Genomic DNA, 12295 nt, shown 5'->3' on the forward strand with positions numbered 1-12295 from the left:
TAGTTCGGTACCGCAAAAACACCGGGGGCCGGCTGCCGGCCTCCGGTTTCTTTTTGAATTCAGATCGCTTATTCGCCCGCCGCCAACGCTTTTTTGGCCGCTCACACAGCCAGCGGGATCCTGATTTCCACCTTCAATCCGTCGTCGTGGTAGTCGCGCGCGATCGTGCCACGCAGTTCGCGCGTGACGTTGAGATCGATCAGCTTGGTGCCGAAGCCGGTCTTGGCCGGCGCTTCCAGCTTCTTCTGACCGGCTTCGCGCCAGTTCAAGAGCAGCGTGCGCGCGCCGGCGCGCGTTTCGACGCTCCAGTCGACCTTGAGAGCGCCCACGGAGCTGCCGGCTTCGCCATATTTCAACGCGTTGGTGGCAAGTTCGTGGAAGGTCAGCCCGAGTGCCTGCGTCGTCGTCTCGTCGAGCAGCACTTCCGGCCCGGACAACAGGCCTTCGGGAAGGTCCTTGCCGAACACCTGTCCGAGCTCGATGCGCAGCAGATCGCCGAGATCGGCCTTCTGCCAGCGCGAGCGTGTCAGCATGTCCTGCGATGCCGCCATGGCCTGGAGGCGCGCCGAGAACGATGCCGAAAACTCCTTGACGTCGGTGGCTTGCGAAGCCGTCTGCCGCGCGATCGCCAGCACGCGGGTGATCGAATTCTTGATACGGTGCTTCATCTCCTGCAGGATCAGGTCCTTTTCCAGCAGGCTCTTTTCGGTCGCCTCGTGCAGCGCCGATTTCGCGTCATAGGCACGTTCCTGATAGCGCGCCACCAGGGCGATGGCTCCGGCCAGCAGCAAGCCGAACAATCCGAGCATGACCGGAATGGCGCGCGAGGACGGCGGCTCGAAAGCGCTTGTCGGCCTGAACAGCAAAGTCCAGGGCTGACCCGCGACGACGATATCGCGGCGCGCCAGAAGCTTGGCGCCGATGCGTTCCGCCGGCGGCGCCTCCGAGCGAAAAAGCAGCTTGCCGGCTTCCGGCTTGCCGTCATAGACCTCGACATTGACCGGCAGCAGCGGCGAATGGCTGAGCGCCACCTGGAACAGGTCCTGGGCGCGGAAGGCGGCATAGAGAAAACCGGCCGTCGAGGAACGGCTTGCGTTGATGACGTCGGGGGCGGTCTCCACGTTCAACCGTACGAAGACCAGGAAGCCCGTGAAGGTCTGCGCCACGCCGGTGCCCTGGCCGAGCTGGACCAGGCCGCTCGCATGCTGCTGGTCGTCGGCCATCGCCTTTTCGATCGCGGCGCGGCGCACCGGCTCGCTGAACATGTCGAAGCCGATGATCGACTGATTGGATGTATCGAGCGGCTCGAACAGCACGATCGGTGTCCGCCATGGCTCGGTTGTCTTGGGATAGATTGGGTGGGCCGTTCCATGGTCGCGCAGGATATCGCGTTCGACAGCGGCCTCGTCGCCGGCTTTGGCGAGCCTGAGGAAGCCGATACCGCGCAGGCCGGCGAAATTGTCGTCGATGTTCAGCGCGGTGAAGAAGGCCTTGAACTCGCCGCGCGTGATATCGCCGTTGCGGGCATCGAACAGCGCCTGCGTCGAGCGCAGCAGCGACAGATGCAGGTCGATGCGGCTTTCGATGCGGCTGAGCGCGTCGTCGGCGGTGCCTTCGAACTTGATTCGCGCCGCTTCCTGGGTCGCGAAATAGGCAAAGCCCGCCATCGTCAGGCTGATCAGCGCGACGGCGATGAAGGCGACGATCGGAAAAAGCTTCTTCAAATCAAAAAATACGGCCCGTGGACGGTCGACGACCTTTATGGGCAAGTCTCCGCGCCAACACAATGGCGAGGCCAAGTCTTCATGGTGGCTGGTACATCAACCGGTCGTTAATTAGCCGGCTATCTTATAGTTTCATGCAGCGATCTTCAGCGCGCCCGGCCCCGGGATGGCGCCGGGTGGGCATTTGCCCAGGATGATCATGCCGAGCACCTCGTCCTGTGTGACATCGGTGGTGCGCGCGGTGCCGACCACCTGGCCGTTCTTCATCACGCAGACCCGGTCGGCGAGCTCGAACACGTCGTGGATGTCGTGGCTGATCAGGAAGATGCCGATGCCGTCGGCCTTGAGCTGCTTGACCAGTTCGCCGACCTGGGCCGTCTCCTGCGGACCGAGCGCGGCCGTCGGCTCGTCCATGATCAGGATGCGGGCGTTGAACAGGATCGCGCGCGCGATCGCCACCGACTGCCGCTGTCCGCCCGACAGCTTGACGACCGGCTCCTTGAAGCGCTGGAAGCGCGGATTGAGCCGGCCCATCACCTTGCGCGCCTCGGCTTCCATGGCGACGTCGTCGAGCGTGCCCCAGCCCGTCATCAACTCGCGGCCGAGAAAGAGATTGGCCGCGGCATCGACATTGTCGGCCAACGCCAGCGTCTGATAGATCGTCTCGACGCCGTACTTCTTGGCGTCGCGCGGGTTGGAGATCGAAGCCTCCTCGCCGTTGATGAAGATCTGCCCGCTGTCGCGCCTGTAGGCGCCGGACAGGATCTTGATCAACGTCGATTTGCCGGCGCCGTTGTGTCCAAGCAGCGCCATCACTTCGCCGGGGAAAAGATCGACCGACGCGTCGTCGACGGCGCGGATGCCGCCGAAGGCGATCGAGATGTTGCGCATATCGACCAGCGGAACGCCGGTGGGAGTGGATTTTTCAGCCATGTTGGTTCTCCTCCCTATAGTCCATGCTTGGGCATGATCTCGTCCGAAAACCGGCTCATGCTCAGACGCGCTTGCGATAGATGGTGTCGAGCCAGACGGCGATGACCAGCACGGCGCCGACGACGATGCTCTGCAGCGGCGAATCGACACCGAGCAGCACCATGCCGGACTGCAGCGACTGCATCAGCAGCGCGCCGAGCATGGCGCCGAGCACGGTGCCGGAACCGCCGGCGAGCGAGGTGCCGCCGATCACCGCGGCGGCGATGACCAGAAGCTCGTCCAGAGTGCCGAGCGCATTGGTCGATGAGTTCTGCCTGGCCGACGAGATGGCCGCGGCAATCGTTGCCAGCACGCCCATGATCATGAACACCTTCATGGTGATCCAGCGCGTGTTGATGCCGGCAAGGTTGGCCGCTTCCGGATTGCCGCCGATGGCGAAAACATAGCGGCCGAAGCGCGTGCGCTTGGTGACGAAGGTCATGATCAGGCCGACGGCGACCGCCATCAGCACCGGAATGGCGATGCCGTGCGCTATGAAGAGCCCGCCTTCGGGAACGGTGATGTTATTGGCGGCGGCGTAGCGGTTCACGATGCCGACCGGCCATGGATAGGAATTGGCGAGCCATACCGCGCCCAGGATGATCGCGCAGGTGACCGTGGCGAGCAGCGTCTCGGCCCAGACCGGGCGCAGCGGGAAGCGGAAGCGCTTGCGCTGCACGCGGCCATTGAAATGCATGAAGATCACCGCCAGGCAGGCGACGATGCCGACGGCCCAGCTCCATCTGGCGCCGATCGAGCCCGCCGGACCGCCGCCCATCAGCTGGAAGGTGGCATCGAGCGGGGCCACCGTCTGGCCGCTGGTCACCCACCAGGCGGCACCCCGCCAGACCAGCAATCCGCCCAGCGTCACGATGAAGGCCGGCACTTCGAGATAGGCGATGATGAAGCCTTGGAAGGCGCCGATGATGAGGCCGAGCGCCAGCCCGATCAGCAATGCCAGGATCCAGATCCAGGGATTGCCAAGCTCGAGCCCGACGAAGCGAACCAGGAAATGCACCTGGGCAAAGCCCATGATCATGCCGATCACCCCTTCGGCCGATCCGACCGACAGGTCGATGTTGCGCATCACGATGACCAGCACCATGCCGGAGGCCATGATCGCCACAGCCGAAGTCTGCACCGACAGGTTCCAGAGATTGCGCGGCGTCAGGAACGTGCGGCTGTCGAAGTCGAGCGGATTGACGCCAAGGCGCAGGCTGGAGATCACATGCAGCCCGACCCAGATCAGCAGCAGCGCGCCGATCATGCCGAGCATGCGGGTGTCGAGCTCGGTGGCCTTGAGGAAGCGGGCGACAGCGCCGAGTTCGGAAGCACGCGCGGTGTCTGCCGGTTGGGTAGACGTCGTGTCGGTCATGATTTCCTCCCGCCGGCCTGCCGTCTGACGCGGATGCCGGACCTCAGCCTGGAAGCCTATCCGCTCGAGGCGGAACGGTAAATCTTTGAGAAAACGCCGCGGCTTTCAGGCCGCGGCGCAGGGATTTTGGTCTGGTGTCGTCAAAGCTTAGTTGCAGACCTTGACGCTGCCGGCGGCAACGCCCGCGCAGACTTCGTCCTTCTTGATCCAGCCGGCGTCGATGACGACGTTGAGATTGTCCTTGGTGATCGCGATGGGGGTCAGGAACAGCGACTTGACGGTGTTGCCGCCCGGCGTGGTGAAGTCCTTGGCGCCGGCGATGTCGGCATTCTTCTTGCCGCCGGCGAGCTGCGAGGCGATCTCGGCGGCGTTCTTGCCGAGCTCGCGCGCGTCCTTCCACACCGACACGGTCTGCGTGCCGAGCGCGATGCGGTTGAGCGCCGCGTGGTCGCCGTCCTGGCCGGAGACCGGAACGGTGCCGGCCAGGCCCTGTGCCGTCAGCGCCGCGACGACGCCGCCGGCGGTGCCGTCATTGGCCGCCACGACCGCATCGACCTTGTTGTCGTTGGCGGTCAGGAACTGCTCCATGTTCTTCTGCGCGTTGGCCGGCAGCCAGCCGTCGGTATAGGCCTCGCCGACATTCTTGACCTTGCCGCTGTCTATTGCCGCCTTCAGCACTTCCATCGAGCCGGAGAACAGGAAATCGGCGTTCGGATCGGAACCCGAGCCCTTGATGAAGACGTAGTTGCCTTCGGGCTTGGCCTTGAACACCTCGCGGGCCTGCATGCGGCCGACTTCCTTGTTGTCGAAGGTCAGGTAGAACACGTCCTTGTTCTCGATCAGACGGTCATAGCCGACGACCGGGATGCCTTCATCGAGCGCCTTCTGCACCGCCGGACCGATCGCCGAGGCATCCTGCGCCAGGATGATCAGCGAATTGGCGCCCTGCGAGATCAGGCTTTCCACGTCGGTCAGCTGCTTGCCCGGATTGGACTGCGCGTCGGCCGAAATATACTTGTCGCCGGCGGCCTCGATGGCGGCCTTCATCGCGGCTTCGTCGGTCTTCCAGCGCTCTTCCTGGAAATTCGACCACGAGACGCCGATCACCTTGTCCTTCGCCTGTGCGACCGACGCCAGCGCCAGCGACATGGCAACGCCCGCCAGAATGGCGGTTGCAAATCTCTTCATGATTTCCTCCCTTGCGCCCTTACGGCGCGACCCAGACTGACCCGAAGGTCGGTACAGAGGCTTTTTTTCGAGCCTCGAAAAAACACTGATCCAATGCTAAGGCTCTGTCAACTCGGATTCTGATGGGTTTTGAGGTGCCTCGAACTTTTTTTCGAGCTCCGCAATAAATAATGACAGCTTCGTCGGCTTCTGCCAGTATCTCTAGCATGTCACCGACGGCCCGTGGCATCATCAGGCCGTGATGACCAGGAGGAAATGTTTCAGACAATGTCGGTCGGAATCCGCCACGACGATCTGCGCCGGCGCAACCGCGCCATGGTGATCTCGGCGGTGCGCCGCGCGGGTCAGCCGTCGCGGACCGAGATTGCCGCCACCACCGGGCTCAGCCACTCGACCATCTCGGCGATTTCCGCCGACCTGATCCAGGAGGGCATTCTCACCGAAAGCAAGGCCAGCGAGCCGACGGCGTTGAAGCGCGGCCGGCCGCAGATCGGGCTGGCGCTGAACCCTGAAGCCGCCGCCGTGCTGACCGTTGTCTTGTCGCTGAACTTCCTGTCGGTGGCTGTCATCGACTATGCCGGCCAGGTGGTTGCCGAGGAACAGCTGCGTCTGGACACGCTCGTCATGCCGCGCGACGAGCTGATCGGCGAATGCGTGGCCATCGTCCGGCGGCGGCTGCGGGATCCCGACCTCGATATCGGCAGCGTCGCCCGCATCGCCATGGGCATCCAGGGCATCACCGATACGCATGCGCGCGCCATGCTGTGGTCGCCGATTACGCCGTTGACCGACATTCCTTTTGCCGACATCCTCGAGACGGAATTCGGCATCCCCGCCACCATGGAGAACGACTGCAACATGATGGCGGTGGCGCTGCAATGGCGCGACCCCGAGCGCTACCGCGACGATTTCATCGCCATCCTGTTGTCGCACGGCATCGGCATGGGCCTTGTGCTGAAGGGCACGCTGTTCACCGGCACGCATTCCTCAGGCGGCGAGTTCGGCCACATGATCCATCGTCCGGGCGGCGCGCTATGCCGCTGCGGCCGCCGCGGCTGTGTCGAGGCCTATGCCGGCAATTACGCGATCTGGCGCAGCGCCATGAAAATGAGCGAGGACGCCGAGCCGGTCGATATCGGCGACGCCGATATGCGCGCCCTTGCCGCCAAGGCGCGCGAAAAGGACGGTCCGGAGCGCGAGGCTTACCGCCGGGCGGGCGAGGCGCTGGGCTTCAGCCTCGGCAGCCTGTTCGCGCTCATCGATCCGGCGCCCGTCGCCATGGTCGGCGTCAGCGCGGCCGCCTTCGACCTGATCGAGCCGGCGCTGCGCGAGGCGATCGCCCAGACCGCCGGCGGCCAGCACTCGACATCGATCTCCTTCGACACCGAGCCGAACGAACTGCCGCTGATCCGCGAAGGCTGCGCCATGCGCGCTCTGACCTTTGTCGACCAGGAGATCTTCGCCCCGGGCGTTCAGGCGCGGACGGGCAAGCACGTCGCATAAGCAGCTTTGAAGTGACCGTTGATTTCCGAGTGTCCCGCCGGACGCCAGAGATTAGCGAAGGCCCCGAAGCTTCGTCATTCCAGGGCGGAGCAGGAGCGAAGCTCCGTCGCGAAGACCCTGGAATCCATGCCGCTACCTCGGAGGTGGGGCGCAGCGGAGCAGAATTCCGCACCGTGGCGGCGCGTCGAGGTCACGGAATGGATCCTCGGGTCTGCGCTGCGTCGCTTCGCTCCTTGCTCCGCCCGTGGATGACGAAGCACGAACGTCGCGGCTACTCTTCAACGCATGCGATCCGGTAGCGGGTGCGTCAATTCTACGAACGGCGCGCCTAATCCTCGCGGATGGCATAGCCCGCCCCACGAATGGTGCGGATGACGTCCGGCATGCGGCCGTTGTTGACGGCTTTGCGCAGGCGGCCGACATGGACGTCCACGGTGCGTTCGTCGATATAGATCGTCTCGCCCCAGACATTGTCGAGCAGCTGGCTGCGCGAGAACACGCGGCCGGGGTGCCGCATCATGAATTCGAGCAGGCGGAACTCGGTCGGGCCGAGCCTGATCTCGCTCTTCTTGCGGTAGACGCGGTGCGACTCGCGGTCGAGCACGATGTCACCGACCTTGAGCACGCTGGACAGCACTTCCGGCTTGGCGCGGCGCAGCAGCGCCTTGACGCGCGCCATGAATTCCGGCGTCGAGAACGGCTTGACCAGATAGTCGTCGGCGCCGGTCGAGAGGCCGCGCACGCGGTCGCTTTCTTCACCCCGCGCCGTCAGCATGATGATCGGCAGCCGCTCGGTCTCGGGCCGCATCCTGAGACGCCGGCAAAGCTCGATGCCGGAAACCGCCGGCACCATCCAGTCGAGCACGAGCAGATCGGGAACATTTTCCTGCAGGCGGATTTCGGCCTCGTCGCCGCGGGTCACCACTTCGACCTGGTAACCCTCGGATTCGAGATTGTAGCGGAGCAGCACCCCCAGCGGCTCCTCGTCCTCCACCACCATGATGCGTGGCGCGATCATCGGGGTAACCTTTTCCGTCAGGCCGCCGGCGCCGACATCGCCGTCTCGTCCTGCTTCGGACGGTTGGCGGGCAATTGCGTACCGGTCAGCACATAATAGGCGTTTTCCGCGATGTTGGTCACATGGTCGCCGATGCGTTCGAGATTCTTGGCGCAGAACAGAAGATGCGTGCAGGCGGTGATGTTGCGCGGGTCTTCCATCATGTAGGTCAAAAGCTCGCGGAACACGGAGGTGTATTTGACGTCGATGCGCTCATCGTCGTTGCGCAGCTTGGCCAGCGCCGAAGCATCGCCCACCGTGTATTCCTGGATCACGGCCTGGACCTGGATCAGCACCAGCTGCGCCATGGAATCGATCGAATGCGTGAGGTCGCGCGGCGCGGCGCTGATGCCGACCGAGCCGACGCGCTTGGCGATGTTCTTGGCAAGATCGCCGATGCGTTCGAGGTCGCCCGCCATGCGGATCGAGCCGACCACGTGGCGAAGATCGTCCGCCATCGGCTGGCGCTTGGCGATCAGCGTGATGGCGCGGTCGTCGAGCTCGCGCTGGCGCGCGTCCATGATGGCGTCGTCGGAGACGACGCGCTGCGCCAGCGCATTGTCGGTCTCGAGCAGAGCCCTGGTCGCCGCGCCGACCATCGAACCGGCCAGGTCGCCCATGTCGTTGATCAGCCGGCTGATCTGCCTCAGATCCTCGTCGAACGAGGCAACGGTATGTTCGGCCATAATGATGTCCTCGTATATGAAATCAGCCGAAGCGGCCGGTGATGTAGTCCTGCGTGCGCTTCTCATGCGGCGAGGTGAAGATCTTCTCGGTCCGGTCGAACTCCACCAGCTCGCCGAGATACATGAACGCCGTCTGCCGCGACACGCGCGCCGCCTGCTGCATGTTGTGGGTGACGATGACGATCGTGTAGTCGGCCTGCAATTCGTCGATCAGTTCCTCGATCTTGGCGGTCGACAGCGGATCGAGCGCCGAAGCCGGCTCGTCGAGCAGGATGACCTCGGGCTTCACCGCGACGGTGCGGGCGATGCACAGGCGCTGCTGCTGGCCGCCCGACAGGCTCTGGCCGCTGGCGTTGAGCTTGTCCTTGACCTCGTTCCAGAGCGCGGCGCGCTTCAGCGCCGACTCCACGCGGTTGTCCATCTCGGCCTTGCTGATCTTCTCGTAGAGCCTGACGCCGAAGGCGATGTTTTCGTAGATCGACATCGGGAACGGCGTCGGCTTCTGGAACACCATGCCGATCTTGGTGCGCAGCAGGTTGAGGTCCTGCGAGCGGTCGAGGATGTTCTTGCCGTCGAGCAGCACCTGGCCCTCGGCGCTCTGCTTCGGGTAGAGCTCGTAGATGCGGTTCAAGACGCGCAGCAGCGTCGACTTCCCGCAGCCCGAAGGCCCGATGAAGGCGGTCACGCTGCGCTCCGGCAGGGACAGGTTGATATCCTTCAGCGCCTTCGACTGGCCATAGTAGAAGTTGAGGCCCTTGACCTCGATCTTGGCCTTCTCGACGGCCGTGTCGGGTACGTTCAGGTCGGTGGACAACATCGGTTTCATCTGTCCTCTCTGCGTCCGGTTAGGCTGCGGGCGAAAATGCTCAGCCCGAGAACCGTCAGGGTGATTATGAGTGCGCCCGTCCAGGCCAGCTGCTGCCATTCCTCATAGGGGCTGAGCGCAAACTGGAAGATGGTGACAGGCAGGCTGGCCATCGGGGCATTGAGATTGCTCGACCAGAACTGATTGTTGAGCGCGGTGAAGAGAAGCGGTGCCGTCTCGCCGGAAATGCGGGCGACGGCCAGCAGGATACCGGTGACGATACCCGACATTGCCGCGCGATAGGCGACCGAGCGGATCACCACCCAGCGCGGCGCGCCGATGGCGGTGCCCGCTTCGCGCAAGGCGTTGGGCACCAGGTTGAGCATATCCTCGGTGGTGCGCACCACGACCGGGATCACCAGGATCGACAGCGCGACGGCGCCGGCAATGGCCGAGAAATGACCCATCGGCCGCACCATGAGCTCATAGACGAACAGGCCGACGATGATCGAGGGCGCCGACAAAAGGATGTCGTTGATGAAGCGCACCACCGTGGTCAGCTTCGAGAAGCGTCCATACTCGGCCATGTAGGTACCGGCCAGCACGCCGATCGGCGTGCCGACGAGGATGCCGATGATGGTCATGACGATGCTGCCATAGATGGCATTGAGCAGGCCGCCGGCATCGCCGGGCGGCGGCGTCATTTCGGTGAACACCGCCAGCGAAACACCGGACAGGCCCTTGTAGATCAGCGCGCCGAGGATCAGCGCCAGCCAGGCGAGACCGATGCCGGCGGCGACGACGCACAGCGCCATCATCACGCTGTTCTTGCGCTTGCGGCTCTGGTGGAGGGACAGGGCTGTCGACATGGATCAGGCTCCCGCGCGGCTGTCGATGCGCAGCAGCATGTAGCGCGCGATGGCAAGGATGATGAAGGTGATGATGAACAGGATGAGGCCGAGCGCCACCAGCGACGAGGTGTAGAGGTCGCCGACGGCTTCGGTGAATTCGTTGGCGATGGTCGCCGAGATCGTCGTGGCCGGAGCAAAAAGCGAGGCGCTGATACGGTGCGCGTTGCCGATGACGAAGGTGACCGCCATCGTCTCGCCGAGCGCGCGCCCGAGAGCGAGCATGACGCCGCCCATGATGCCGACGCGGGTGTAAGGGATGACGACGCGCCGGGTCACTTCCCAGGTCGTGCAGCCGATGCCGTAGGCCGATTCCTTGAGCACTGAAGGCACCGTATCGAACACGTCCTTGGTGATCGAGGTGATGAAGGGCAGGATCATGATGGCCAGGATCATCGCCGAGGTCAAAAGGCCGATGCCGTAGGGCGGGCCGGCGAACAGGCTGTTGAGGCCGGGAATGCCATGAAACATCCAGATGATGAAGGGCTGCACCGTCGTCTGCAGGAACGGCGCGAACACGAACAGGCCCCAGATGCCGTAGATGATCGACGGAATGCCGGCCAGAAGCTCGACGGCCATGCCGATCGGGCGCCGCAGCGGCCGCGGGCAGAGCTCGGTCAGGAATATGGCGATGCCGATGCCGATCGGCACGGCGATGACGATGGCGATCGCCGAGGTGATGATGGTGCCGTAGATGGGCGCAAGCGCGCCGAATTTCTCGGTGACCGGGTTCCACGCCTCGGAGCCCACGAAGGAGAGACCGAAGGTCGAGAGCGCCGGCCAGGATCCCGCGATCAGCGAGATGGCGACGCCGCCGAGCAGGACCAGAACCAATATCGCGGCGGCTTTCGTCAGCGCGCGGAAGATCGCATCGGTGAGGGCGAAGCGCCGGACCGTGGCATCGCGCGAACCGCGAGCGGCCGGCATGGCTTCCTGGACAGCACTCATGGAAGGTCTGCTCTTTGGCTGGAGGAAAAGGAGCGCCGCGATGCGGCGCTCCTTCGATTTTATCACTCGCCGGCGTAGAGGGGCTTGCCGCCAGCCTGGATGTCGGCCTTCCACGAAGCCTTGATCAGGTCGACGACGCTGTCCGGGATCGAGACATAGTCGAGGCCCTTGGCGGTTTCCTTGCCGTCCTTGTAGGCCCAGGCGAAGAACTTGAGCGCTTCACCGGCGGCGGCGGCATCGTCCGGAGCCTTGTGGATCAGCACCCAGGTCGAAGCCGCGATCGGCCAGGTGGCGTCGCCGGGCTCGTTGGTGATGATGACGTTGAAGTTCTTGGCGGTCTTGAAGTCGGCGTTCGAAGCGGCGGCGCCGAAGCTGTCGAGCGACGGCTCGACGACCTTGCCGGCCGCGTTCACCATCTTGGAGTAGGAGAGCTTGTTCTGCTTGGCGTAGGCATACTCGACATAGCCGATGCCGCCGTCGGTCTGCTTGACGGTGTTGGCGACGCCTTCGCTGCCCTTGGCGCCGACACCCGTCGGCCATTCGACGGCGCTGTCCGAACCGACCTTGTCCTTCCAGTCGGGCGAGAGTTTCACCAGATAGTTGGTGAAGTTGAAGGTCGTGCCCGAGCCGTCCGAACGGTGGACGACGGCGATGGCGGTCGACGGCAGGGTGACGTTCGGGTTCAGCGCCTTGATCGCGGCGTCGTCCCAGGTGGTGATGGCGCCGAGATAGATCTGGGCCAGGGTCTTGCCGTCGAGGACGAGCTCGCCCGGCTTCACGCCCTGCAGGTTGACGATCGGCACGATGCCGCCCATCACCATCGGGAACTGCACGAGGCCGTTCTTTTCGAGGTCGGCGTCGGACATCGGCTTGTCGGTGGCGCCGAAGGTCACGGTCTTGGCGATAACCTGCTTGATGCCGCCGCCGGAACCGATCGACTGGTAGTTGAGGCCGGTGCCGGTGTTCTTCTTGTAGGTGTCGGCCCACTTGGCGAACACCGGGTAGATGAAGGTCGAGCCGGCGCCGGAAAGGTCAGCGGCCATGGCCGCGGTCAGCGTAACGGTCGACGCCGCGGTCATTGCAATCGCAACGACCGCCGAGCGGATGAAGTGTCTCATATGGCCTGCTC

11 protein-coding genes are annotated in these 12295 nt (G+C 64.1%); 1 reads left to right on the plus strand and 10 read right to left on the minus strand.

What is annotated here, in order from left to right; translation table 11 throughout:
- Nucleotides 1-101 precede the first annotated feature (101 nt).
- The 4 genes from KVT37_RS11880 to xylF form a co-directional block, all read right to left on the minus strand.
- Nucleotides 102-1724 (minus strand): CHASE domain-containing protein, encoded by a 1623-nt coding sequence (locus KVT37_RS11880; RefSeq protein ID WP_217572973.1) that lies wholly within the window; start codon nt 1722-1724, stop codon nt 102-104.
- 132 nt (nt 1725-1856) lie between these two features.
- Nucleotides 1857-2657, minus strand: coding sequence for an ATP-binding cassette domain-containing protein (locus KVT37_RS11885; RefSeq protein WP_217572975.1), 801 nt, complete (start codon nt 2655-2657; stop codon nt 1857-1859).
- 61 nt (nt 2658-2718) lie between these two features.
- Nucleotides 2719-4071 (minus strand): sugar ABC transporter permease, encoded by a 1353-nt coding sequence (locus tag KVT37_RS11890; protein WP_217572977.1) that lies wholly within the window; start codon nt 4069-4071, stop codon nt 2719-2721.
- A gap of 147 nt (nt 4072-4218) precedes the next feature.
- On the minus strand, nt 4219-5259 hold the full coding sequence (gene xylF / locus KVT37_RS11895; protein ID WP_217572979.1) for a D-xylose ABC transporter substrate-binding protein: 1041 nt from the start codon (nt 5257-5259) through the stop codon (nt 4219-4221).
- Between the two features lie 267 nt (nt 5260-5526).
- Here xylF and KVT37_RS11900 point away from each other — a divergent pair, with 267 nt between their 5' ends.
- Nucleotides 5527-6762 carry an ROK family protein gene (locus tag KVT37_RS11900; RefSeq protein WP_217572984.1) on the plus strand — a complete coding sequence of 412 codons (1236 nt, stop codon included), beginning with the start codon at nt 5527-5529 and terminating at the stop codon, nt 6760-6762.
- A 328-nt stretch (nt 6763-7090) separates the two neighbouring features.
- Here the strand turns inward: KVT37_RS11900 and phoB are convergent, their stop codons facing one another.
- The 6 genes from phoB to pstS all read right to left on the minus strand — a co-directional run bounded on the left by phoB (nt 7091) and on the right by pstS (nt 12284).
- Nucleotides 7091-7780: a phosphate regulon transcriptional regulator PhoB gene (gene phoB, locus KVT37_RS11905; protein ID WP_010911896.1), complete on the minus strand. Its 690-nt coding sequence runs from the start codon at nt 7778-7780 to the stop codon at nt 7091-7093.
- A 17-nt stretch (nt 7781-7797) separates the two neighbouring features.
- Nucleotides 7798-8505 carry a phosphate signaling complex protein PhoU gene (phoU, locus tag KVT37_RS11910; RefSeq protein WP_217572986.1) on the minus strand — a complete coding sequence of 236 codons (708 nt, stop codon included), beginning with the start codon at nt 8503-8505 and terminating at the stop codon, nt 7798-7800.
- A 22-nt stretch (nt 8506-8527) separates the two neighbouring features.
- Complete coding sequence (gene pstB / locus KVT37_RS11915; RefSeq protein ID WP_217572988.1) at nt 8528-9331, minus strand: phosphate ABC transporter ATP-binding protein PstB; 804 nt, start codon at nt 9329-9331, stop codon at nt 8528-8530.
- Complete coding sequence (pstA, locus tag KVT37_RS11920) at nt 9328-10179, minus strand: phosphate ABC transporter permease PstA (protein ID WP_217572990.1); 852 nt, start codon at nt 10177-10179, stop codon at nt 9328-9330. The genes pstB and pstA overlap by 4 nt, the downstream gene beginning before the upstream one ends.
- 3 nt (nt 10180-10182) lie before the next feature.
- On the minus strand, nt 10183-11166 hold the full coding sequence (pstC, locus tag KVT37_RS11925; protein WP_217572992.1) for a phosphate ABC transporter permease subunit PstC: 984 nt from the start codon (nt 11164-11166) through the stop codon (nt 10183-10185).
- A 62-nt stretch (nt 11167-11228) separates the two neighbouring features.
- A complete protein-coding gene (gene pstS / locus KVT37_RS11930; protein WP_217572996.1) occupies nt 11229-12284 on the minus strand; it encodes a phosphate ABC transporter substrate-binding protein PstS in 1056 nt (351 codons plus the stop codon).
- Nucleotides 12285-12295: the final 11 nt, after the last annotated feature.

The organism is Mesorhizobium sp. GbtcB19, assembly GCF_019091085.1.
Classification (GTDB): domain Bacteria; phylum Pseudomonadota; class Alphaproteobacteria; order Rhizobiales; family Rhizobiaceae; genus Mesorhizobium.

Coding starts and splice junctions, on each gene's coding strand:
- KVT37_RS11885 (WP_217572975.1), bottom strand. CDS start 2,657: ATGGCTGAAAAATCCACTCCCACCGGCGTTCCGCTGGTCGATATGCGC.
- KVT37_RS11890 (WP_217572977.1), bottom strand. CDS start 4,071: ATGACCGACACGACGTCTACCCAACCGGCAGACACCGCGCGTGCTTCC.
- xylF (WP_217572979.1), bottom strand. CDS start 5,259: ATGAAGAGATTTGCAACCGCCATTCTGGCGGGCGTTGCCATGTCGCTG.
- KVT37_RS11900 (WP_217572984.1), top strand. CDS start 5,527: ATGTCGGTCGGAATCCGCCACGACGATCTGCGCCGGCGCAACCGCGCC.
- phoB (WP_010911896.1), bottom strand. CDS start 7,780: ATGATCGCGCCACGCATCATGGTGGTGGAGGACGAGGAGCCGCTGGGG.
- phoU (WP_217572986.1), bottom strand. CDS start 8,505: ATGGCCGAACATACCGTTGCCTCGTTCGACGAGGATCTGAGGCAGATC.
- pstB (WP_217572988.1), bottom strand. CDS start 9,331: ATGAAACCGATGTTGTCCACCGACCTGAACGTACCCGACACGGCCGTC.
- pstA (WP_217572990.1), bottom strand. CDS start 10,179: ATGTCGACAGCCCTGTCCCTCCACCAGAGCCGCAAGCGCAAGAACAGC.
- pstC (WP_217572992.1), bottom strand. CDS start 11,166: ATGAGTGCTGTCCAGGAAGCCATGCCGGCCGCTCGCGGTTCGCGCGAT.
- pstS (WP_217572996.1), bottom strand. CDS start 12,284: ATGAGACACTTCATCCGCTCGGCGGTCGTTGCGATTGCAATGACCGCG.